Source organism: Rathayibacter sp. VKM Ac-2801, from assembly GCF_009834245.1.
In the GTDB taxonomy this organism is placed as follows: domain Bacteria; phylum Actinomycetota; class Actinomycetes; order Actinomycetales; family Microbacteriaceae; genus Rathayibacter.
Window position 1 is genome coordinate 2,985,663 of sequence record NZ_CP047183.1, and the last position, 20,199, is coordinate 3,005,861.

Sequence of the window (20,199 nt, forward strand, 5' to 3'; positions counted from 1 at the left end):
ATGACCGAGAGCAGCACGGGCACGACCCGTCAGGACACCGCCGGACCGGCGCGCGGCAGGGTCCTCCTGTCGGTGCGCGATCTGGCGATCTCGTTCGACAACGAGGGCGGCAGCGTCGAGGCGATCCGCGGACTGGGCTTCGACCTGCACGAGGGCGAGGTGGTCGCGATCGTCGGCGAGTCCGGCAGCGGCAAGTCGGTCACGGCGCGGGCGGTCCTCGGCCTGATGGCCCGCAACCAGCGGATCACCGCGGGCAGCATCGAGTTCTCGCACCGGAGCGACGACGGCACGGTGACCACGAAGGACATCGCGGCGATGCCCGAGTCGGCGATCCGCCGCGAGATCTGCGGGCGCCGCATCGCGATGGTGTTCCAGGACGCCCTGACCTGCCTCGACCCGACGATGTCGGTCGGCAAGCAGGTGATGGAGGGCATCCAGGAGCACTTCGGGCTCGGCCGCCGCGAGGCGCGCGCCCGGGCCGTCGAGCTGCTCGGCGAGGTCGGCATCGACGATCCGGAGCGGCGGTTCAAGCAGTACCCCCACCAGCTCTCCGGAGGCATGTGCCAGCGGGTGAACATCGCCATCGCGCTGTCCTGCAACCCGGACGTGCTGATCTGCGACGAGCCGACGACCGCGCTCGACGTGACGATCCAGCTGCGGATCCTCGAGCTGCTGAAGCGCCTGCAGGCGGACCGCGGGCTCTCGGTGATCTTCATCACCCACGACCTCGGCGTCGTCGCGACCGTCGCCGACCACGTCAGCGTGATGTACGCCGGGCGGATCATCGAGCAGGGCACCGCCGAGCAGGTCTTCTACGACCCGCGGCACCCCTACACCTGGGGCCTGCTCTCGGCGATGCCGGACCTGACCACCGACTCCCCCGAGCTGTTCGCCATCCCCGGCAGCCCGGCGAGCCTGGTGAACCGCGCCCCGGGCGACCCCTTCGCTCCGCGGAACCCCTTCGCGCTCGAGATCGACTTCGTCGAGGAGCCGCCGCTCTTCGACGTCGGCGGCGGGCACCGCGTCGCCTCGTGGCTCTGCCACCCCTCCGCTCCCCCGGTCGAGATGCCGGCGCCGCTGCGCTCGAAGATCGACGCCATGCTCGCCCCCAGTGAAGGACCGACCCCGTGACCGCACTCGCTCCGACGCCCGACTCCGCCCCCGCCCTGCTCTCGGTGCGCGGCCTCACCCAGGTGTTCCGGCTGGGCCGGCGGCACCACGTGACCGCGATCGGCGGCGTCGACTTCGAGATCCGGCGCGGCGAGACCTTCGGGCTGGTCGGCGAGTCCGGCAGCGGCAAGTCCACGATCGGCCGCTCGATCATCCGGCTGATCGACCCGACCGACGGCCAGGTCGTGCTCGCGGGCCGCACGATCAGCGGCCGGCTCGACGCCGCTCAGCGCGACCACCTGCGCTCCAGCATCCAGATGATCTTCCAGAACCCGATGTCGAGCCTCAATCCGCGCAAGACCGTCTTCGACATCGTCGCGCAGGGACTCACCACCCAGCGCCGGTACTCCTCGGCGGCCGAGCGCGACGAGAAGGTCCACTCGATCCTCGAGAAGGTCGGCCTCGACCGCTCCCACGCCGACCGCTACCCGCACCAGTTCTCGGGCGGCCAGCGGCAGCGCATCGGCATCGCCCGCGCGCTCGTGATGCAGCCCGACCTCGTGATCGCGGACGAGTGCGTCTCGGCGCTCGACGTCTCGATCCAGGCGCAGGTCGTGAACCTGATGCGCGCGCTCCAGGAGGAGCTCGGCACCGCCTACCTCTTCATCGCCCACGACCTCGCGATGGTCAAGTACATCTCGGACCGGATCGGCGTCATGCACAAGGGCCACCTGGTCGAGACGGGCACGACCGCCGAGATCTTCTCCGGACCGGTGCACCCGTACACCCGCTCGCTGCTGCGCGCCGTGCTCTCGGCCGATCCGCGCGCAATGCGCCGCCGCGCCCCCTCCGAGCCGTACGACCCGGTCGCGCTCGGGATCGACTACTCGGCCGGGAGCGTCCACGAGCTCTCGCCGACCCACCGCGTCCTGGCGACCCCGGAGGAGCTGGCGGCCTGGCGCGCGTGACGCGGGCCGTTGATGGCTTCACCGCGCTTCATCCGATCTGGATGAAGTGCAGTGAGACTCCTCACGAGCTCTGAACCGGGGCGCCCGCGATCAGGGGCGCCCGGTGTCAGGACTCGTCGGCCTCGAAGCGCAGGGGCCGGTCGGCCACCGGCAGCCCGGAGGCGCGCACGGCGGCCTCGATCGCTGCGCGCCCGCCGCCGGGCGCGGTGATCCGCAGGCCGTCCTCGGTCGCCCAGTAGGCGGTGATGCCGTGCTGCTCGACGAGGGTCGCGAGCAGCGCACCGGTCCGCTCCTGCTCGCCGGGGCCGACGGTGATCGCCGCCCACGGGCCGGAGATCTCGACCGGAGCAGCCCGGTCCGCGCCGGCAGCGTCCCGCAGGTCCTCCGCCGCCCGGACGATCGGGAGCAGCGCGGGCAGCCCGCCGGAGACGTCCTCGAAGGAGTCGAGGGCGAAGGCTCCCTCGCGGAGCGACGCGTGCAGCTCCAGGCCGCGGCCGAGGCCGTCGATCCGCTCGAGCAGAGCCGACGCGTCGACAGCGGGAGCGGGGCACGCGCCGGTCGGCTTCTCCGCGCCCCCGAAGGAGAGGGCGTTCCCGCCTGCGGACGTCGCCCGGAACGACCACAGCACCGGATCCGCGTACCCGGTCGCGCAGGCGGTGGCGAGGGCGTCGGCGAGCGCCGGCTCCTCGACCGCGACGCCGACCCACGAGGTCGGCGGGCCGAACGCCGGCGCCTCGACCCAGCGCTCGGCGCCGTCGAGGGAGACTCCGGGCACCGCGGCGACCTCGCTCGTCAGGCGGTCGAACTCGGCGTCGGGCCGCGCGAACTGCGTCTCGTCGATCGTCCAGACGAGGAGCATCAGCCCGCCGGCGGCGAGAGCCGCGGCGAGGACACCGGCGACGGGGAGGAGGAGGCGTCGGGACACGCCTCCATCCTCGCTCCCCTCCTCCGCCCCGTCAGGTGGACATCGGGCGAACGGACGGTGCGACGCCGACGCTCGTCGGACCGCCCGCACCCCGCGAGACGCGTCCGGCTGCTCCCCCTCCGGCACAAGGCCCAGCGCGCGGGCCGCCGTCTCCGCTTGACTGGGGGCGACGCGCCGACCCTCGGCGCACCCGGGAGGCGACATGGCGAACCACCGTTTCGAGCTGCGGTCCGGCCGCGGGATGGGCGTCTCGGCGGCGGGCGATCCCGTCGCCGACCGGCTGGTGGTGTTCTGCCACCCCACTCCCGGAGCGGGCGGCTTCGACCCGGATCCGATCGTGACCGGTCCGTGGGGCCTGCACCTGCTGATCCTCGACCGCCCCGGCTACGGCGCCTCGGACCCGGTCGACGCCGCTCACAGCCGCGTCGAGGACCGCGCGGACGACCTCGCCGAGTACCTGCGCCGCTCCGAGCGCACCGCCCGCATGGTCGAGGGCGCCCGCTTCGGCAGCGTCGGCGTGGTCGGCTGGGGCTCCGGCGGCGTCTTCGCGCTCTCGCTCGCGGCCCGGCACCCCGACCTCGTCGACCGCCTCGCTCTGGTCGGCACGCCCGCACCCCCGCAGGCCGGAGTGATCGTGCACCCCACCGGCGCCTGGGAGCGGCGCGAGACCCTCCGCGGAGAGGACGCCGGCACGATCGCGGCCGCCCTCCCGCAGACGCAGCCCGGCCTGGACGCGCTCGGGATCGACTCGGACGATCCGGTGCTGGCCACCCACGGCGGACTGCGCAACCGGCTGGAGCGGATGCTCGCCGAGGGCTGGCGGCAGGGCCCGAGCGGCGCTGCGACCGATCTCGCGGCGCTCCGAGACGGCTCCTGGGCCGACGACCTCGACCGGGTGACGGCCGAGACGCTCCTGGTCCACGGCGACGCGGATCCGGTGGCGAGCGCCGAGGACGGCCGCTGGTACCGCAGCCGCCTCGCCCAGGCGCGCACCGTCGCCGTCGACGGCGCCGGCCGACTGGCGCTAGTGCGCGAGTGGCGCCGGATCCTCGACCACGTCGCTCCTCTCGAGCGCGGCGCCGAGGGCCGATGAGCCGCCTCGGCGCCGGCCCGCTCGTGCTCGTGTCGGCGATGGCGGTCTCGGGAGTCGTCCACCTGGTGCATCCGCGGACCTTCGACGCGGTGGTCCCGCGCGGGATGCCCGGCTCGGCGCGGGGCTGGGTGCTGGTCTCGGGAGTGGCGGAGCTGGCCTGCGCCGCCGCGACGCTGCATCCGCGGACCCGCGCAGCCGGCGGTCTCGCCTCCGCCGCCCTGATGGCCGCCGTCCTCCCCGGCAACGTGCAGATGGCGCGCGACGCCCGTCGACCGCGGACCCGGGCGATCACGCTGCTGCGCCTCCCGCTCCAGATCCCGCTCGTGCTCTGGGGGGTCCAGGCGGCGCGCGGCCGCTGACGCAACCCCGCGCAGGCGCGGATCGCCCGCTGCTACCGTCCAGGCATGACCGACCAGAGCGCGGACGACCGCCACGACCAGCTGACCAGCGCCCCGAAGGCGACGGAGGCCGACGCGGCCCCCCGCATCGACGTCTCGACCACCGAGGCGGGCGACACCCGCATCGACATCCGCGAGGACGCCGCCGTGCGACCGGGTCGGGTCGACGAGAACGGCGACGAGCTCGACGAGAGCCGTGACGATGCCTGAGCGCCGCCGTGCCGCCCTCGTCTACAACCCCGTCAAGGTCGACCTGGAGTCCGTGAAGGCCGCCGTGAAGCGCGCCGAGGAGGCCGCCGGCTGGGAGGAGACGCTCTGGTACGAGACCTCCGTCGAGGACCCCGGGGCGGGCCAGACGAAGAAGGCCCTCGAGGAGGGCGCCGACATGGTGATCGCCGCCGGTGGCGACGGAACGGTCCGCGTCGTGGCGGAGGCCCTCCGCGGCTCCGACGCGTCGCTCGCGCTGCTGCCCTCCGGCACCGGCAACCTGCTCGCCCGGAACCTGAACCTCACGCTCGACGACATCGACAACTCCCTGACCGTCGCGTTCTCCGGACAGGACCGCGCGATCGATGTCGGGATGATCGACATCGAGACCTCGACGGGCCGCGACCGCCACGCCTACGTCGTGATGGCGGGCCTCGGGATCGACGCGAAGATGCTCGCCAACACCGACGACGACCTCAAGAAGCGCGCCGGCTGGCTCGCCTACGTGGACGCGCTGCGGAAGGCCCTGCTCGACAAGAACCAGCTCGAGTTCCGCTACCGCCTCGACGGCTCGAAGACCCGCAAGGTGCGCGCGCACACGATCATCGTGGGCAACTGCGGCGCCCTGCCGGCGAACATCCTCCTGCTGCCGGACGCGGCCGTCGACGACGGCGAGTTCGACATCGTGCTGCTGCGCCCCGAGGGCTTCTTCGGCTGGGTGCAGATCATCTTCAAGGTGGTGTGGGAGAACGGCGTGCTCCGCCGCAGCGGCGCCGTCGGCAAGAAGCTGATGGGCCTGACCAAGGAGGTGTCGGCCCTGCGGTACGTGAAGGGCCGCGACCTCACGGTCCGCCTCGAGCACGCGCAGGAGATCGAGCTCGACGGCGACCCCTTCGGCTCGACCTCGGCGTTCCGCACGTGGATCGAGCCCGGCGGGCTGACGGTCCGCGTCCCGGCCTAGCGCGGCGGCGACCGGGCGGATCCGCCCGGTCCGCCTCCCGCCGGGAGAGAGGATCGTCGTCCCTCCCGGCGGAGGCGTCTGCTCCGAGCAGGGCGGTGCAGTGCGGCTTCGGGTACCGCACCCCATGCGCCTGCATGAACACGGCGACTGTAGTGCGGAATCCGTCGCCGTCGCAACGATCCGCGCGGCTTCGGCCGCTCGAGTGGGTAGTTCCACCGTGCGATGCTCCGTGGTCACGACGGATTCCGCAGGTCGTCCGCACCGACGGGACGGAATCGCTCGTCCGTCGGCCGACGGTGCTTCTGCTCGGCACGGCGCTGACACGCGCACGAAACGCCCGCCCGCTACCGTGCGGACATGACATTCCGTGCGTCAGCCGCGCTCTGCGCGCTCGTGGCCTCCTCCCTCCTCCTCGCACCCGCCGCCGTCGCCTCCCCCGCCGCCCGCGCGGGCGCGGTCGACGGGGGCACCAGCGCCGGTGATCCGTACTTCCCCGGTCTCGGCAGCAGCGGCTTCGACGCCCTCACCTACAGCCTCGTGCTGAAGTACGACCCGGCGACCCGGGCCCTCGGCGGCCGGGCCGTGGTGACGCTCGCGCCCCGGCAGGACCTGCGCTCGCTCTCCTTCGACCTGACCGGCCTCACCGTGTCGAAGGTCACCGTCAACGCCGGGGGCGCCCGGTTCTCGCAGTCGGGTGACGAGCTGACCGTCACGCCCGCCCGGACCCTCCGGAAGGGCCTGCCCGCGCTGGTGAGCATCGACTACGCCGGGACCACCGGGAACCCCGTCGACGGCACCGGGGCCCCCTTCGGCTGGTGGTCGACGGACGACGGCGCGCTGGTCGCCAGCGAGCCGGACGGCGCCTCGACCTGGTACCCCGTCAACGACTCGCCCGCCGACAAAGCCCGCTACACCTTCAGCATCACGGTCCCGGAGGGTCGGACGGTGGTCGCGAACGGCCTGCCGGTCGGCTCCCCCACCACGTCGAAGGGGTGGACGACCTCGCGCTGGGTCGAGACCAGCCCGATGGCGAGCTACCTCGCCATGGTGAACATCGGCGACTACGACCTGGTCCGCTCCACCCAGGGCGGAGTGACGACGATCGACGCGATCGACCGCGACATCACCGGCGACACCCGCGTCCGCACCGAGGCGGCCCTCGCGCAGCAGGGCGCGATCATCGACTACTTCTCCTCGGTCTTCGGGCCGTACCCGTTCCGCTCGGCCGGAGCCGTGGTCGACGACGAGCGGATCGGCTACGCCCTCGAGACCCAGGGACGCTCGTTCTACTCCGGCGGCGCGGACGAGTCGACCGTCGCGCACGAGACCGCGCACCAGTGGTACGGCGACAGCGTCACTCCGGAGACCTGGTCCGACATCTGGCTGAACGAGGGCTTCGCGACCTACGCCGAGTGGCTCTGGGAGGAGCACACCGGCGGTGCGAGCGTCACCGAGTCCGCCGCCCGGGTCGCCGCCGCTCCCGCCGACGACCCGTTCTGGTCGACCGCCGTCGCCGACCCCGGAGCCGCGGGCCTCTTCGACGCGCCCGTCTACGACCGCGGCGGCCTGACGCTCGTCGCTCTCCGCGACCGGATCGGCGCGGACGCGTTCGGCGTGCTGCTGAAGCGCTGGGCCTCGGAGAACCGGTACTCGAACGCGACGACGGCGGACTTCCAGGCCCTCGCCGAGAAGGTCTCCGGCACAGACCTCGCCGACTTCTTCGACACCTGGCTGCGCACGCCGGAGAAGCCCGCCGGTCTCTGACCCCCGGATCGCCGCGGCGCGGCCGGGGTGTCAAGGAGGGACGGGAGGCCCGCCCGAGCCGATACCGTCCCTGCATGGGCTTCTTCGACCGCAACGACTCCTCGACCAGCGCCGCCGCGCCGCAGCCGAGCGCACCCGATCCGCAGCGGCGGGTCTGGAGCGACGGCCTCGGCCGGTTCGCCACCCGCTGCCTCCAGGTGGTCATCGTCCTCCTGCTGGCCTCGGTGCTCGTCTTCGCGATGACGCAGCTCACGCTGGTGCTCATCCCCGTGATGATCGCGCTCATCCTCGCCGCGGCGATCCATCCGGTGCTGGCGTGGATGCGGCGCAAGGGCGTGCCGTCGATCCTCGCGACCTGGCTGGCTCTGATCGGGCTGCTGGCGATCCTGGGCGCGGTCGCCTGGCTGATCACGGTCGCCGTGCGCAACCAGTGGGACGAGCTGGTGAGCAGCGCCTCCGACGGCATCACCTCGCTCCAGGACTACGTGCAGCACCTGCCGTTCCAGATCACCGACCAGCAGATCGAGGACGCCCGCCAGTCGGTCGTCGACTTCCTCACCTCCAGCTCGTTCGGCAGCGGCGCGCTTGCGGGCGTGTCCGCGGCGGCGAACTTCATCACCGGCCTCGTGCTGATGATCGTCGTGCTCTTCTTCTTCATGAAGGACGGCCCGAAGATCTGGGAGTTCCTCCTGCGCCCGTTCACCGGCTCGGGTTACGAGCGCGCCAAGCGCGTCGGGCACAAGACGGTGGACGTGCTGGGCGGCTACGTCCGCGGCACAGCGACCATCGCGGCTGTCGACGCGATCGGCATCGGAGTCGCCCTGGCGATCATCCAGGTGCCGCTGGCGATCCCGCTGGCCGTCATCGTCTTCCTCACCGCCTTCATCCCGATCGTCGGAGCGACGGCCGCCGGCATCCTCGCCGCGCTCGTCGCCCTGGTCGCCAACGGCCCGGTCGCCGCGCTGGTCGTGATCCTGGTCGTCATCGGGGTCAACCAGCTCGAGGGCAACTTCCTCCAGCCGGTCGTGATGGCGCGCTCGCTGAAGCTGCACCCGCTGATCGTCCTCATCGCCCTGACCGTGGGCACCGTCCTCGCCGGCATCGTCGGCGCCGTGCTGGCCGTGCCGATCGCGGCGGTCGTCTGGGGCATCGTCTCGATCTGGAACGGGCCCTCCGACCCCGCCGAGCCCGCGCGGCAGAAGCGCGCCGAGACCGTCTAGGCCGTCCGGGATCGTCGAGTGCGCGCCTAGCGCTCGACGATCCCATCGCGCAGCGCCTGGCGGCGGAGCGAGATCTTCGTGCCGACGGCCAGCCCCTCCGCCCGGTACTTGCCCCGGGCGCTGCGCAGCGAGCTCCTCGCGGCGTCCTGGGTGATGCCGAGGAGCGTGGCGACCTGCTTCAGCGGCATCCCGTCGACGAAGAGGCGGACGATCTCCCGCTCCCGGTGCGTCAGGGTGCCCGGGCGGTCGGCCCCCAGCAGCTCGCGGGTCTGCGCCGTCAGGAAGCGCTCGTCGCGCGCCGCCGCGCGGATCGCCGCGAGGATCGTCTCGGTCCGCTCGCTCTTGACCACGTAGCCGCGCGCCCCGGCCTCGAGCGCACGGGTGATCGTGCCCGGCTCGGAGTGGGTGCTGATGACGACCGTGGCGGCGCCGGCGGCCGCGATGATCCGGATCTTCATCACCAGGTCGAGCTCGTCGCCGAGGTCGATGTCCAGCAGCACCACGTCGGTCGGGAAGGCCGGGTGCGCCAGCAGGTCCGTCCAGGTGCCGGCGGTCGCCGCCACGCGGATGTCCGGGCCCGAGCGGCGGATCCACTCGGCCAGCGCCGCCAGCAGGATCGGGTGGTCGTCGAGGATGGCCAGCGTGATCGCCGGCTCGTCGCTCATGTCGTCGTCCTCCTCCGGGGCCGGTGCGCGACGAGGATCCTCGTCGCGCCGTGATCGGTCGTCGTGCGGTGCTCGCCGAGCTCGCTTAGGATGCCCCAGACCGAGCGGTCGAGGTCGCGCGCGCGGATGCCCGCGGCGACCAGGGTGAGCTCCACCCCGCCGCCGGAGCCCGGCTCCAGGCGGACCGCGAGCGGCGTCCGCCCCGCGGGGGCGGTGATCAGCCAGAGCACCGAGAGCAGCCGTGAGCGGTCGAGCGGGAGCAGCAGCGCCGCGGCTCCGCTCGGATCGTCGACCGCGACGGCGGAGGACAGCGGTGCCGACTCCTCCACCGCGATCCTCAGCCAGGTGCGGTCGTGGCTGCGGGCGAGCGCCTCGCGGAGCTCGTCCCCGAGCACCCGCGCCCGCTCGCCCAGCTCCTCGTCCAGCGGCGCCGGCGTCCGGACCCGCTCGAGGAGCTCCTCGATGCGGGCGTCCACCTGCGTGAACTCGTCGTCCGCGGCAGGGACGGTGCTGTCGGCCAGGCTGCGGTCGAGCGTGCGCCGGACGTACTGGTCGAGCGAGGTGAGCACGACGACGCACACGGCGGCCGGTGCGGTGGCGAGGAGGACGTTGCTGACCGCGAGGGCAGCGCCTCCGTCGCCGAGGAGCGCCTGGCCGACGAGGCCGAGCGCCGTGAGCCCGACCAGGACCACCAGGGCGAGGAACGAGCGCGAGAGCGGCTGGAAGGTGATCAGCGCGATCACGCCCGCGCCCACTCCCACGCAGACCGACGGGTAGTACATCGGTGCGGGCGTCGGCAGGGCGTGGTCGGCGAACTCGAGCAGCAGCGCGGCCACGTCCACGGCGAGGACGCCCGCGAAGGCCCGGCGCGGCAGCTCGCCGTGGCGGCGGAGGGCGATCGCGACCCCCACCGCGCTCGCGGCGATCACGAGCAGCCAGGAGAGTCCGCTCAGCCAGGTCGCGGACCGCGCGTCGAGGGACCAGAGGTACGAGATCACCCCGCGGATGCCGAGCAGCACCGCCATGGTGAGGAAGCCCCGTCCGAGGTAGCTCCCGCTCAGGCGGTTCGGCCGGGTGAGGCGCTCGCGGATGCTCCACAGCGCCCCCGGGCTCCGATCGGCCGCACGGACCAGCTCGAGGAGCGTCCCCTCCTCCTGCTGCCGCGACCCGCTCACAGCGGCACGCTCAGCAGCACGGTCGCGCCGGATCCGGGAGCCGAGAAGACCCGGACCGCGCCGCCCACCGCCTCGACCCGGCCGACGACCGACTCCGCGAGGCCGAGGCGGCCGGCCGGCACCGCGGCCGGGTCGAAGCCGCGCCCCTCGTCCGAGACGACGACGCGGAGCGAGCCCGCCTTTTCCGCCACGCTCACGTGTGCCAGCGCCGCTCCGGAGTGGCGCCGCACGTTCTCGAGGCACTCCCCGGTCGCGCGCACCAGGGCGTCGAGCACCTCCGCGCGGATCCGAGGCTGCGCTCCGCCGTGCCAGCGCACCTCCACGCCGACCGTCGCCGAGCGCCGCCCGAGCGCGAGGAGCGGCTCCGGCACCCCGACATCCTCGTACGGCTCCGGCCCCGGCTCCTCCCCCGTCTCCAGGCCGCGCAGGAGCGCCAGATCGGCGGCCGCCCGGTCGCGCAGCACGCGAGCGGGCACTCCCTCCCCCCGGTGCGCCACCAGCGTCAGCGTCGCCAGGATCGTGTCGTGCATCAGCCGCGCGTCGGCGCGGTGCCGGGACTCGCTCTCGCTCGAGCGGCGCTCGGCGTCGTGGGCCCTCCGGAGGCGGGCGGTGCCGACGTGCGCACGCGCGACGCTGCCCGCGAGCCAGCGGGCGGCGGTCAGCAGCAGCGCCCAGCAGACGAGGACCGAGATCAGGACGAAGGGAGCGCGCCCGGACGCGCCCGTCGCCGTCGCGCCGAGGGCGAGGACCGGGAGCAGGGCGAGGACCGCGGCCCACGGCAGGCCCCGCCAGGAGCCGACGGCGAGCATCGCGCACGGCAGCGCCATCGAGGCGAGCATCGTGATCCCGCCCAGGACCGCACGGAGAGAGGCGTCGACGGCCGGCGAGAGGAACGCGACCAGCGCCGCGACGTCGAGCGCGGACCCCAGGATCACGGCCCTCGTCCCGGTCGCGACCGATCGGCCGGGCGCGAGCTGCACGAGCGTCGAGACGACCAGCAGCGCGAGGCTCGGCAGCACCGTCGTCAGCTGCGCGGGCGGCAGGGCGAGCAGGTGCAGCGCGGAGGCGGCGGTCAGCACTCCGCCCGCCCGCCGGGCGCAGAGCACGCCGACCTCGCGCTGCTCGCGCAGCAGCACCGCGGCGTCGGCGGGCCGGGGAGGCAGGGGCACGATGACCTCGGGAGGACGGGCTCCGGTCTCGTTCCGGGGCGACGGTGGCGGGCGGCGGTGGCGGGGATCGGCGCGTTCCGAGTCGTATCGTGGCACACCGCGACCCGCCCGGACAGCGGTTCCGGCCGCCCCGCGCATGCGGATCGGCACGCCGCGTGACGCGGGCGGTCGCGCTCGGGGCCCGTGATCCCGTAGAGTCGAGACATCTCCTGGGCGATCGCCCGAATTCCACGGCTGAGAAGTCGCACGACGACGAAGAGACTCAGCCCCTGATAGAGACCGCACCGACCGAGAGCATCGTCCTCGGTCGTCCGGTTCGAACGCCCGCCTCGCACGCGGGTACCGCCCTTCACAGGACGCCGCGGAAGCCGCGCCGTTCCTCGTTCGACCCCCGCTCCACCGGCTCGCCCGGTGCGCGGGACGTTCTCCCCCGCAGAGCCGCCCTCCCCCGGAGGCGCGAGCTCAGCCCCTAGACGACCCGGACGACTCCGGCAGACGCGTGTTTCACCCGCGGAGGCCGAGTCGAGCGGGTACCGCACACTCGTGCGGACTCTGACGACGCCGGCCCCGGTCGGCGTCATTAACACATAAGGAAAAGAAATGCCTACTGGCACCGTTAAGTGGTTCAACTCCGAAAAGGGCTTCGGCTTCATCGCTCCCGACGACGGAGGCGCCGACGTGTTCGCGCACTTCTCCGCCATCGCGAAGCAGGGCTACCGCGAGCTCGTCGAGAACCAGCACGTCGAGTACGACGTCGAGCAGGGCCGCAAGGGCCCGCAGGCCGCGAACATCCGCGGCGTCGGCGAGTAATCTCCGACTTCCGACGCCCCGTCGACCAGGATCCCCGGATCCGGTCGGCGGGGCGTCCGTCGTTGTCGGGGCGCTCCCGCTGTCGGTCGTCGGGGGCGGACGCCGTGTCGCCCCTCCGGCTCGCAGGATCGGTATCCTCTCCCTGGCGGCTCCCGAGCTCACGGAGCCCGCGACGCCACCCGGGACTCCGGCGCGTCGGCACGACTTCACGGCGGAGACAATGGGACGACTGATCTACGGACCGCAATCACTCGAGATCGACTTCGAGGACCGGCTCCTCGCGCACCTCAAGGTCGCGATGTTCACCAAGATGCGGCGGAACGAGTCGTTCAGCCTCTCCTGGAGCGAGCCGGAGTCGTCCGGCTACGGCCGCAGCTCCGTCTGGGTGCATCCGGCGACCCCGCTGCACTTCCGGTTCCACGGCGGCAAGCGTCCGTCGTTGAACCGGCTGTGGATCGAGCAGTTCATCGCGAGCGCGAACAACACCGGCGAGATGACCGTCGCGCCGGAGCCGGCCGGGGGCTCCTGAGCCGCGACGCCGCTCAGACCACGAGCGGCCGGGCCGTGTGCACGAGCTCCTCGTGCGGCAGAGCTCGGAGGCGCTCGGCGATCTCGGCGCGGGAGTCCGCGTCGACCGAGGCCCGGGCGTGCTCCTGCGGCCGCAGCGGGGTGAGGGTGACCAGGTCGGCGTGACCGGTCGCCAGGTCGAGCCGCTCGGGCAGGCCCGGGCTGCGCAGGCCCAGGAGGACGCCGACGGTGCCCTGCTCGTCGGTCCAGGCGGACGGCGCCGCGACGTTCGCGAGCCGCGCCGTGTCGAGGGAGCTGCGGCAGCACACGCCCTGGAGGGCGGCCCGTCGGGCGGCCTCGTACAGCAGGCGGAAGTGCCAGTGGTTCCAGAGCTCGGCGGTGGGGACGCCGCGGACGGCGGACGTCTCGAGGCACAGCTCGAGACCGAGACCGGTGCCGGGATGCGCGAGCCGGTCGAAGGGATCGCTCAACCCGTCGGTCGCGAGCACCACGGAGGCGCCGCGGTCGACGCGGAGGAACGCCCGGTGGTCGGTGGGCCAGCGCGCGCCGCCGCGGACCCCGGGGTCCTCGGTCGAGACGACGACGGTGCGGTCGAGCGCGCCGATGCCGCGCCAGGCGTCGGCCCGGTCCTCCGCCACCGCCTCGGCCAGTGCCCGTCTCTCGTCCTCGGTCCACTGGACCTCACGAGTGCGATTCAGGAACAACGACATGGGACTCCCCGTCCGCGCGACCGGCGTGCCGCGCTCCCGGAACGCTACGGCGCCCACCCCGGCTCCTCCTCCGAGCGACCGGAGTACTAGCTGTACGTGTTTCCGCGGCGGTCCCCGCCCGCCGCGGCGCGGTCGGCTTTCGCAGACGGCCGAACAGATGGAGCGTGTCGCGAACGGCTACGACGGAACGCTCGCACGCGTTCCGCCGATTCGCCTCGTGGACGAACGCGGCACAGGACGTCCGGTCGCCGGGGCCATCGACGGCGGCGTGCCGGGTCGAGGCGAACCGTCGAAACGCGTTCCAGCGTTTCGGCGTAGCTGGACGCGACACGCTCCACCCACCCCGCCACCTCCCGGAGCCGACTGCGCCGCGGCGGGCGGGGACCGCCGCGGAAGGGGACTCAGCCCAGCGGGTTGATGCCGTTGGTGCGCCAGCGCTCGTCGGCGAGCTGGCCGGGGGTGCCGGCGCTCGCGTTCTCACCCAGGGGCTCGCCGCCCTCGACGGGGGCGGCGCCGAGCGCGGTACCGGCTCCCTCGGCGGTGCTGCCGGGGGGCAGCAGGCCCTCCTCGTCCTCGCGGGGACCGACCTCGTCCTCGGGGGCGTTCTCGGAGCCGCTCTCGCTCATCGGGTCGTAGCCGTGGTCCGGGTCGCGGCTCTCGTCGGCCGTCGTGTTCTCCTCGACCTCGGCGTCGGCGGGGCGGACGTCGTCGGCCTTCTCCGCATCGGTGGAGGGGGTGGCCTCGAAGCCTGCGAACTCGGGGCTGTCGTCTGCGCTCATGGCCGCCACGGTAGCACCGGGCCTGCGGGCGCCGGAGGGGGTTCCGCCGGGCGGCCGCGACGCCACCGACCAGCGGCCACGCCCTAGGCTCGGGGGGCTGGCACGGACGACGGGAGCGACATGCGACGACTCGGGTACGACAGGTTCGGCGGGCCCGATCTGCTCTCGTGGCGGGAGGCGCCGGTGCCGATGCCGGGTCGCGGCGAGGTCCTGGTGCGCACGCGCGCGGCGAGCATCAACGCGACGGACGAGAAGATCCTGTCCGGCTCCGCGCGGATCATGGCCGTCGGCCGCTCCCGCCCCTACGGGTTCGGACTCGACATCGCCGGCACCGTCGAGGCGCTCGGCCCCGGGTCGCACTCCGTCGCGATCGGCGACCGCGTCGTGGGGATGACCCGCGACGGCGACGCCTTCGCCGACGCGTCCCTCGCGCGCAGCCGCTCGCTCGTCCCGCTCCCCGACTCGCTCGGCTTCGTCGAGGCCGTCACGCTCGCGATGTCGGGCGGCACCGCAGTGGGCCTGGTCGACGCGCTGCACGTGCGCGCCGGCGAGCGCGTCCTCGTCAGCGGCGGCTCGGGAGCGATCGGCGATCCGACGATCCAGCTGCTGGTGCGCGCCGGCTGCACCGTCGCGGCCACCGGCTCGGCCGCCTCCGCCGACCTCCTGCGCGAGATCGGCGCCGAGCCGCACGACTACCGCGCGCTCGACCTCGGCGTGCTGGGCGGCCGCTTCGACGTGGTCGTCGACGTCTCCGGCCACCTGCCGGTCGACGACGCGGCGATCCTCCTGGCCGAGGGCGGGCGCATCGCGACGCTGGTGCCGAGCGGTCCGGCGCTGGTCTCGCAGGCGGCGGGCCTCGCCCGCCGCGACCGCCCGCGGGTGCGCAACCTGATCGTGGTGGCGACGGCGGAGCGGATCGGGCGCGCGGTCTCGCTGGCCACCTCCGGCGAGCTGCGGCCCCGGCCGGGCGCCGTGCATCCGCTGGGCGACGTCGTCGACGTCCTGTCGCGCCGTGCGACGGGCGCCGACCGCACGATCGGCAAGATCGTCTTCACCGCCGACGACTCGGCTCCGCTGAGCTGACCTCCGCCTCCGCCTCCGCCGGGCGGCCGAGCGAGAGCGTGGCCAGGAAGCCGACGGCGAGGAATCCGGCGGCCGCGAAGGCCGCGTACCGGGTGCCGTCCGAGAACGCCTCCCCCGCCGCCCGGGCCGCGTCGGCGGTGGCCGGCGAGGCGGCCAGCCCCGCGATCGCGGCGCCGGAGGAGTCGACCACCGCGTCGACGGTGCTCGCCACCTGCTCCGAGGGGAGGCCCTGCTGCTCGAGCGAGGATGTGAGGACCCCCGCGGTCGAGGTGTAGAGGATCGTCCCGAGCACGGCGATGCCGAGGGCCGAGCCGATCTGCCGGGCGGTCGACTGCGTGCCCGAGCCCTGGCCGCTGAGCTCGACGGGCACGTCCCGGAGCACGACCCCGGTCAGCTGCGCCGTCGCGAGACCGACGCCGAAGCCGTAGACGGCGAGGAACGGCACGAGGGCCCACCACGGAGTGGAGTCGGAGACGACCAGGCCGATGCCCGCGACTCCGACGATCTCGGCCGCGAGGCCCACCCGCACGATCAGCACCGGCGCGACCCGGTTGCCGAAGGCGCCGGCGAAGCCCGAGGCGACGAAGGAGCCGAGCGCGAGCGCGAGGAGCACCAGGCCGGTCTGCACGGCTGTGTAGCCGAGGACGCTCTGGAGCCAGATCGGCAGCGCCAGGATGATCCCGAACTCGCCGAGCGAGACGATCATCGCGGCGAGGTTGCCGTTGCGGAACGAGGCGAGGCGGAAGAGCCCGATCGCGAGCATCGCCGAGCGCCCGGCGCGCTCGCGGGCCCGCGCCCACAGGACGAAGGCGACCCCGGCGAGCACCGCGACGGCGAACGCGATCGGGACCGGCGAGAGGCCGAGCGGCCAGCTCCAGCCGCCGACGCCCAGCCGCTCGTCGACGCCCCACCAGCCGAGCGTGCGCCCCTCGATCAGCGCGAACACCAGGGAGGCGGAGGCGATGATCGAGAGCCCGGCGCCGACGAGGTCGACCCGCCGCCCGTCGGGCTGCCGCGACTCGTCGACGAACAGCAGCGCTCCGACCACGATGACCACGCCGAGCGGGATGTTGATGCCGAACGCCCAGCGCCAGGAGAAGTCGGTGGTGAGCCAGCCGCCGAGCAGCGGGCCGACCGCGGTCATGCCGCCGATGGTCGAGCCCCAGACGGCGAAGGCGATGGCGCGCTCGCGCCCGCGGAAGGTGGCGTTGATCAGCGAGAGGGTCGTCGGCAGCACCATCGCGCCTCCGACGCCCTGGACGACCCGGGAGAGGATCAGCAGGTCGCCGGTCGGAGCGAGCGCCGCCGCGACGGAGGAGAGCGCGAAGAGCGAGACGCCGACGATCAGCATCCGGCGCCGGCCCCAGCGGTCGGCGAGGGTCCCGAAGACCAGCAGGAGCGCGGCGAACACGAGCGTGTACGACTCCTGCACCCACTGCACCTGGGTCGAGGTGATCCCGAGATCGGCGACGATCGACGGGATGGCGACGTTGACGATGGTCGAGTCGACGATGATCGTCGCCACTCCGAGGCTGATGACGACCAGCCCGATCCACTTGCGGTTGCGCACGACGCTCTCCTCCGACGATTTAGTAAGCCAGCTGACTATATGCCCGCGGAGGCCGCCGTGTCGAAGGGAGGGCCTGGAAGATTAGCGGGAGGCGGGCGCGGCGACAAGGGCGCGAAGCTCCCGGAGCCGCCCGGTCAGGATGGACGCATGCCCGCTTCCCCCCGTTCCTTCCCGTATCCCCTCGGCGTCTCCCTCCGCGGCGACGCCGGCGCCGACGTCGCCGTCTACTCCGAGACCGCGGACAGCGTCGAGGTCTGCCTCTTCGACGAGTCCGGAGCAGAGACCCGCGTCGCGCTCACCGAGCGGACCGGCCACGTCTTCCACGGCATCGTCCCCGGCATGCGCGTCGGCACCCGCTACGGCCTCCGCGTCGACGGCCCCTGGGACCCCGCCAACGGCCTCCGCCACAACGCCGCCAAGCTGCTGCTCGACCCGCACGCCACCGCGATCGAGGGCTCCTACACGTGGAGCGAGGACGTCTTCGGCCAGTTCTACGAGGACGCCGACACCCGCAACGACGCCGACTCCGCTCACGCGGTCCCCCGCTGCGTGGTCACCGACCCCGACTCCTTCGACTGGAGCGGCGACACCGCGCCGCGCATCCCGCTCGAGGAGACCGTCGTCTACGAGGTGCACGTGAAGGGCTTCACGAAGCTGCACCCCGACGTGCCCGAGGACATCCGCGGCACCTACCGCGGCCTGGCGCACCCCGCCGCGATCAAGCACTTCACCGACCTGGGCGTGACCTCGGTCGAGCTGCTCCCCGTGCACCAGTTCGTGCAGGACTCGCACCTCGAGGAGAAGGGCCTGCGCAACTACTGGGGCTACAACTCCCTCGGCTTCTTCGCCCCGCACAACGAGTACTCGCACGCCGGCGACGACGGCTCGCAGGTCGACGAGTTCAAGGCCATGGTGAAGGCGTTCCACGAGGCCGGCCTCGAGGTCATCCTCGACGTGGTCTACAACCACACCGCCGAGGGCAACGACAAGGGCCCGACCCTCTCGTTCAAGGGCATCGACAACGGCTCCTACTACCGCCTGGTGGAGGAGGACCGCGCGAACTACTTCGACACGACCGGCACCGGCAACAGCCTCAACGTCGCGCACCCCGCCGCGCTCGGCCTGATCATGGACTCGCTGCGCTACTGGGTGACCGAGATGCACATCGACGGCTTCCGCTTCGACCTCGCCACCACCCTCACCCGCCAGACCGGCGAGGCCGAGGTGCACAGCGCCTTCCTCGACCTGATCGCGCAGGACCCGGTGCTCGCGCCCGTCAAGATGATCGCCGAGCCGTGGGACACCGCCGGCTACCAGGTCGGCGGCTTCCCGGCCGACTGGTCCGAGTGGAACGGCAAGTTCCGCGACGACGTCCGCGACTTCTGGCACGGCGCCGACTCCGTGCTCGGCACCACCGCGCAGCGGATCCTGGGCTCGCCCGACGTGTACGAGGCCGACAAGCGCTCCCCCGTCTCGAGCGTCAACTTCGTCACCGCGCACGACGGCTTCACCCTCGCCGACCTCACCGCCTACTCGCGCAAGCACAACGCGGCCAATGGCGAGGACAACAACGACGGCGAGAGCGACAACCGCTCCTCCAACAACGGAGCCGAGGGCCCCACCGACAACGAGGCGGTCAACGAGCGCCGCGACCGGATGCGCCGCAACTTCCTCGCGACGCTGCTGCTCTCGGCGGGCGTGCCGATGATCCTGGGCGGCGACGAGATCGCCCGCACCCAGGGCGGCAACAACAACGCCTACTGCCAGGACGACGAGATCTCGTGGTTCGACTGGGAGAACGCGGACCGCGAGCTGCTCGCCTTCACCCGCGAGCTGATCGCGCTGCGCGCCTCCTCGCCGGCGCTGCGCCCGAAGTGGTTCCGACGCGCACCGGGTGAGGGCCCCGAGACGGTCGACATCCTCCGCTCCGACGCCGAGGGCTTCGCGGACGAGGACTGGGACAACCCGGACGCCCGCTCGATCACGTTCGTCTTCGCGAAGGAGGGCGCGGACTCCTTCGCTCTGCTGCTGAACTCGGCCGAGAACGGCGTCGAGTTCACGGTGCCGAAGGCCCCGGGAGCGGAGTGGACGCTCGCGGCCTCCAGCGACGCGGACCAGGTCGTCGAGGGCGAGGTCACCACGCTGATCGTGCGCGACGCCTCCTTCACGCTGCTCCGGTCGGCCTCCTGATGACCGGCCGGACCCCGCGGCGCCTGCGCTTCAGCGGACGCATCGCGGGGTTCGGCACGGCCTCGGGCACGCGGGTCGTGCTGGGCCTGTGGGAGCGGACGCCCTTCGGGGCCTTCGCCGACGCGATGATCGAGGACGGCGACGGGCGCCGCCTCCTGCTCGCACCGACCCGGGAGGTGGCGGACTTCATCGGGTCGACGTACGCGTTCGACGAGGTGCGGGTCGCACCGGTGTCGTGGCGGAGGATCGCGGGCGGCCTGTCCGTCTCGGCGGGCCCGCTCGCGGTGCGCCTGGAGCTCGGCGGTCTCACTCCGCTCGGACGGCTGCTGCGGATCGTGCCGCGGCCCATTGCCGAGCACCCCGCCTGGCTCACCGCGATCTCGCCGGTCGCCTCCCTGCTCGTCCGCGGGGTGAGCACGGCCGGGTCGGCCGGCCACGGCCGCCGCGAGTACTACGGCGTGCGGGCGATCCGCCGCGTCGAGGGCGTCCACGCCAGGCTGGCGGAGGAGGACCTCGGCCCGCTGCGCCCGCTCTCGCCGCCCGTGCGGTTCGGCTTCTCGTCGGCGCCCGCCGCTCCGGCGATCGTCGACGTCACCACCACCATCGCGCTCCCGCGCGAGGGGACCACCGCGCTCCGGCGCGACCGAGAGAGAGGAGCCGCCTCGTGAAGAAGGGCGACAAGATCAGCTGGAACACCTCGCAGGGCGAGACCCACGGCGAGCTGGTCGAGAAGAAGACGAAGGAGTTCCAGTTCGAGGGGCAGAAGTTCAACGCCTCGGACGACGAGCCCTACTGGATCGTGCAGAGCGACAAGACCGACGCGAGGGCCGCGCACAAGGAGTCCTCGCTGACGAAGAAGTGAGCGCGGGGGTCG

The 20,199-nt window shown here is 73.2% G+C and carries 21 protein-coding genes; 14 read left to right on the forward strand and 7 right to left on the reverse strand.

Annotated elements, in window-relative coordinates; all coding sequences use genetic code 11:
• On the forward strand, positions 1-1,131 hold the full coding sequence (locus tag GSU45_RS13965; protein ID WP_159915763.1) for an ABC transporter ATP-binding protein: 1,131 nt from the start codon (positions 1-3) through the stop codon (positions 1,129-1,131).
• Positions 1,128-2,078: an ABC transporter ATP-binding protein gene (locus tag GSU45_RS13970; protein ID WP_159915765.1), complete on the forward strand. Its 951-nt coding sequence runs from the start codon at positions 1,128-1,130 to the stop codon at positions 2,076-2,078. The genes GSU45_RS13965 and GSU45_RS13970 overlap by 4 nt, the downstream gene beginning before the upstream one ends.
• 106 nt (positions 2,079-2,184) lie before the next feature.
• Here the strand turns inward: GSU45_RS13970 and GSU45_RS13975 are convergent, their stop codons facing one another.
• Complete coding sequence (locus GSU45_RS13975; RefSeq protein WP_159915767.1) at positions 2,185-3,003, reverse strand: hypothetical protein; 819 nt, start codon at positions 3,001-3,003, stop codon at positions 2,185-2,187.
• 202 nt (positions 3,004-3,205) lie between these two features.
• Here GSU45_RS13975 and GSU45_RS13980 point away from each other — a divergent pair, with 202 nt between their 5' ends.
• The 6 genes from GSU45_RS13980 (at position 3,206) to GSU45_RS14005 (ending at position 8,646) form a co-directional block, all read left to right on the forward strand.
• Positions 3,206-4,096: an alpha/beta hydrolase gene (locus GSU45_RS13980; RefSeq protein WP_159915769.1), complete on the forward strand. Its 891-nt coding sequence runs from the start codon at positions 3,206-3,208 to the stop codon at positions 4,094-4,096.
• Positions 4,093-4,455 (forward strand): hypothetical protein, encoded by a 363-nt coding sequence (locus GSU45_RS13985; RefSeq protein WP_159915771.1) that lies wholly within the window; start codon positions 4,093-4,095, stop codon positions 4,453-4,455. The genes GSU45_RS13980 and GSU45_RS13985 overlap by 4 nt, the downstream gene beginning before the upstream one ends.
• Positions 4,456-4,500: 45 nt before the next feature.
• The gene (locus GSU45_RS13990; protein WP_159915773.1) at positions 4,501-4,704 is read left to right on the forward strand and encodes a multidrug transporter; all 204 of its coding nucleotides are present in this window, start codon (positions 4,501-4,503) and stop codon (positions 4,702-4,704) included.
• A complete protein-coding gene (locus tag GSU45_RS13995) occupies positions 4,697-5,662 on the forward strand; it encodes a diacylglycerol kinase family protein (protein ID WP_159917148.1) in 966 nt (321 codons plus the stop codon). The genes GSU45_RS13990 and GSU45_RS13995 overlap by 8 nt, the downstream gene beginning before the upstream one ends.
• A gap of 357 nt (positions 5,663-6,019) precedes the next feature.
• The gene (locus GSU45_RS14000) at positions 6,020-7,426 is read left to right on the forward strand and encodes a M1 family metallopeptidase (protein ID WP_159915775.1); all 1,407 of its coding nucleotides are present in this window, start codon (positions 6,020-6,022) and stop codon (positions 7,424-7,426) included.
• A 74-nt stretch (positions 7,427-7,500) separates the two neighbouring features.
• Positions 7,501-8,646: an AI-2E family transporter gene (locus GSU45_RS14005; RefSeq protein WP_159915777.1), complete on the forward strand. Its 1,146-nt coding sequence runs from the start codon at positions 7,501-7,503 to the stop codon at positions 8,644-8,646.
• Positions 8,647-8,672: 26 nt separating this feature from the next.
• Here GSU45_RS14005 and GSU45_RS14010 read toward each other — a convergent pair whose 3' ends face one another.
• From GSU45_RS14010 to GSU45_RS14020, 3 genes are read right to left on the reverse strand one after another with little or no spacing between them, the layout of a single operon-like run.
• Positions 8,673-9,311 carry a response regulator gene (locus GSU45_RS14010; RefSeq protein WP_159915780.1) on the reverse strand — a complete coding sequence of 213 codons (639 nt, stop codon included), beginning with the start codon at positions 9,309-9,311 and terminating at the stop codon, positions 8,673-8,675.
• Positions 9,308-10,486, reverse strand: coding sequence for a hypothetical protein (locus GSU45_RS14015; protein WP_159915782.1), 1,179 nt, complete (start codon positions 10,484-10,486; stop codon positions 9,308-9,310). The genes GSU45_RS14010 and GSU45_RS14015 overlap by 4 nt, the downstream gene beginning before the upstream one ends.
• The gene (locus tag GSU45_RS14020) at positions 10,483-11,655 is read right to left on the reverse strand and encodes an ATP-binding protein (protein ID WP_159915784.1); all 1,173 of its coding nucleotides are present in this window, start codon (positions 11,653-11,655) and stop codon (positions 10,483-10,485) included. The genes GSU45_RS14015 and GSU45_RS14020 overlap by 4 nt, the downstream gene beginning before the upstream one ends.
• 600 nt (positions 11,656-12,255) lie before the next feature.
• On the opposite strand from GSU45_RS14020, the gene GSU45_RS14025 reads away from it, so the two are divergent.
• The gene (locus tag GSU45_RS14025; RefSeq protein WP_055786246.1) at positions 12,256-12,465 is read left to right on the forward strand and encodes a cold-shock protein; all 210 of its coding nucleotides are present in this window, start codon (positions 12,256-12,258) and stop codon (positions 12,463-12,465) included.
• Positions 12,466-12,685: 220 nt separating this feature from the next.
• The gene (locus GSU45_RS14030) at positions 12,686-12,994 is read left to right on the forward strand and encodes a hypothetical protein (RefSeq protein WP_159915786.1); all 309 of its coding nucleotides are present in this window, start codon (positions 12,686-12,688) and stop codon (positions 12,992-12,994) included.
• Between the two features lie 13 nt (positions 12,995-13,007).
• On the opposite strand, the gene GSU45_RS14035 is transcribed toward GSU45_RS14030, so the two are convergent.
• Both GSU45_RS14035 and GSU45_RS14040 read right to left on the reverse strand, forming a co-directional pair.
• Positions 13,008-13,703, reverse strand: a complete 696-nt coding sequence (locus GSU45_RS14035) for a hypothetical protein (protein ID WP_159915788.1) — start codon at positions 13,701-13,703, stop codon at positions 13,008-13,010.
• 401 nt (positions 13,704-14,104) lie between these two features.
• Positions 14,105-14,482 (reverse strand): hypothetical protein, encoded by a 378-nt coding sequence (locus tag GSU45_RS14040; RefSeq protein ID WP_159915790.1) that lies wholly within the window; start codon positions 14,480-14,482, stop codon positions 14,105-14,107.
• Positions 14,483-14,602: 120 nt separating this feature from the next.
• Between GSU45_RS14040 and GSU45_RS14045 the strand changes: the two genes are divergently transcribed.
• Positions 14,603-15,565: an NADP-dependent oxidoreductase gene (locus GSU45_RS14045; protein ID WP_159915792.1), complete on the forward strand. Its 963-nt coding sequence runs from the start codon at positions 14,603-14,605 to the stop codon at positions 15,563-15,565.
• Here GSU45_RS14045 and GSU45_RS14050 read toward each other — a convergent pair.
• Positions 15,534-17,135: a DHA2 family efflux MFS transporter permease subunit gene (locus tag GSU45_RS14050; RefSeq protein ID WP_159915794.1), complete on the reverse strand. Its 1,602-nt coding sequence runs from the start codon at positions 17,133-17,135 to the stop codon at positions 15,534-15,536. The genes GSU45_RS14045 and GSU45_RS14050 overlap by 32 nt on opposite strands.
• A gap of 147 nt (positions 17,136-17,282) precedes the next feature.
• Here GSU45_RS14050 and glgX point away from each other — a divergent pair, with 147 nt between their 5' ends.
• The 3 genes from glgX to GSU45_RS14065 are packed head-to-tail and all read left to right on the forward strand — an operon-like array spanning position 17,283 to position 20,187.
• Positions 17,283-19,325: a glycogen debranching protein GlgX gene (glgX, locus tag GSU45_RS14055; protein WP_159915796.1), complete on the forward strand. Its 2,043-nt coding sequence runs from the start codon at positions 17,283-17,285 to the stop codon at positions 19,323-19,325.
• On the forward strand, positions 19,325-19,993 hold the full coding sequence (locus GSU45_RS14060; protein ID WP_159915798.1) for a hypothetical protein: 669 nt from the start codon (positions 19,325-19,327) through the stop codon (positions 19,991-19,993). Before glgX ends, GSU45_RS14060 begins: the two co-directional genes overlap by 1 nt.
• Positions 19,990-20,187 (forward strand): DUF2945 domain-containing protein, encoded by a 198-nt coding sequence (locus tag GSU45_RS14065; RefSeq protein WP_159915800.1) that lies wholly within the window; start codon positions 19,990-19,992, stop codon positions 20,185-20,187. Before GSU45_RS14060 ends, GSU45_RS14065 begins: the two co-directional genes overlap by 4 nt.
• Positions 20,188-20,199 lie beyond the last annotated feature (12 nt).

Coding starts and splice junctions, on each gene's coding strand:
- GSU45_RS13965 (WP_159915763.1), top strand. CDS start 1: ATGACCGAGAGCAGCACGGGCACGACCCGTCAGGACACCGCCGGACCG.
- GSU45_RS13980 (WP_159915769.1), top strand. CDS start 3,206: ATGGCGAACCACCGTTTCGAGCTGCGGTCCGGCCGCGGGATGGGCGTC.
- GSU45_RS13985 (WP_159915771.1), top strand. CDS start 4,093: ATGAGCCGCCTCGGCGCCGGCCCGCTCGTGCTCGTGTCGGCGATGGCG.
- GSU45_RS13990 (WP_159915773.1), top strand. CDS start 4,501: ATGACCGACCAGAGCGCGGACGACCGCCACGACCAGCTGACCAGCGCC.
- GSU45_RS13995 (WP_159917148.1), top strand. CDS start 4,697: ATGCCTGAGCGCCGCCGTGCCGCCCTCGTCTACAACCCCGTCAAGGTC.
- GSU45_RS14000 (WP_159915775.1), top strand. CDS start 6,020: ATGACATTCCGTGCGTCAGCCGCGCTCTGCGCGCTCGTGGCCTCCTCC.
- GSU45_RS14005 (WP_159915777.1), top strand. CDS start 7,501: ATGGGCTTCTTCGACCGCAACGACTCCTCGACCAGCGCCGCCGCGCCG.
- GSU45_RS14010 (WP_159915780.1), bottom strand. CDS start 9,311: ATGAGCGACGAGCCGGCGATCACGCTGGCCATCCTCGACGACCACCCG.
- GSU45_RS14025 (WP_055786246.1), top strand. CDS start 12,256: ATGCCTACTGGCACCGTTAAGTGGTTCAACTCCGAAAAGGGCTTCGGC.
- GSU45_RS14030 (WP_159915786.1), top strand. CDS start 12,686: ATGGGACGACTGATCTACGGACCGCAATCACTCGAGATCGACTTCGAG.
- GSU45_RS14035 (WP_159915788.1), bottom strand. CDS start 13,703: ATGTCGTTGTTCCTGAATCGCACTCGTGAGGTCCAGTGGACCGAGGAC.
- GSU45_RS14040 (WP_159915790.1), bottom strand. CDS start 14,482: ATGAGCGCAGACGACAGCCCCGAGTTCGCAGGCTTCGAGGCCACCCCC.
- GSU45_RS14045 (WP_159915792.1), top strand. CDS start 14,603: ATGCGACGACTCGGGTACGACAGGTTCGGCGGGCCCGATCTGCTCTCG.
- glgX (WP_159915796.1), top strand. CDS start 17,283: ATGCCCGCTTCCCCCCGTTCCTTCCCGTATCCCCTCGGCGTCTCCCTC.
- GSU45_RS14060 (WP_159915798.1), top strand. CDS start 19,325: ATGACCGGCCGGACCCCGCGGCGCCTGCGCTTCAGCGGACGCATCGCG.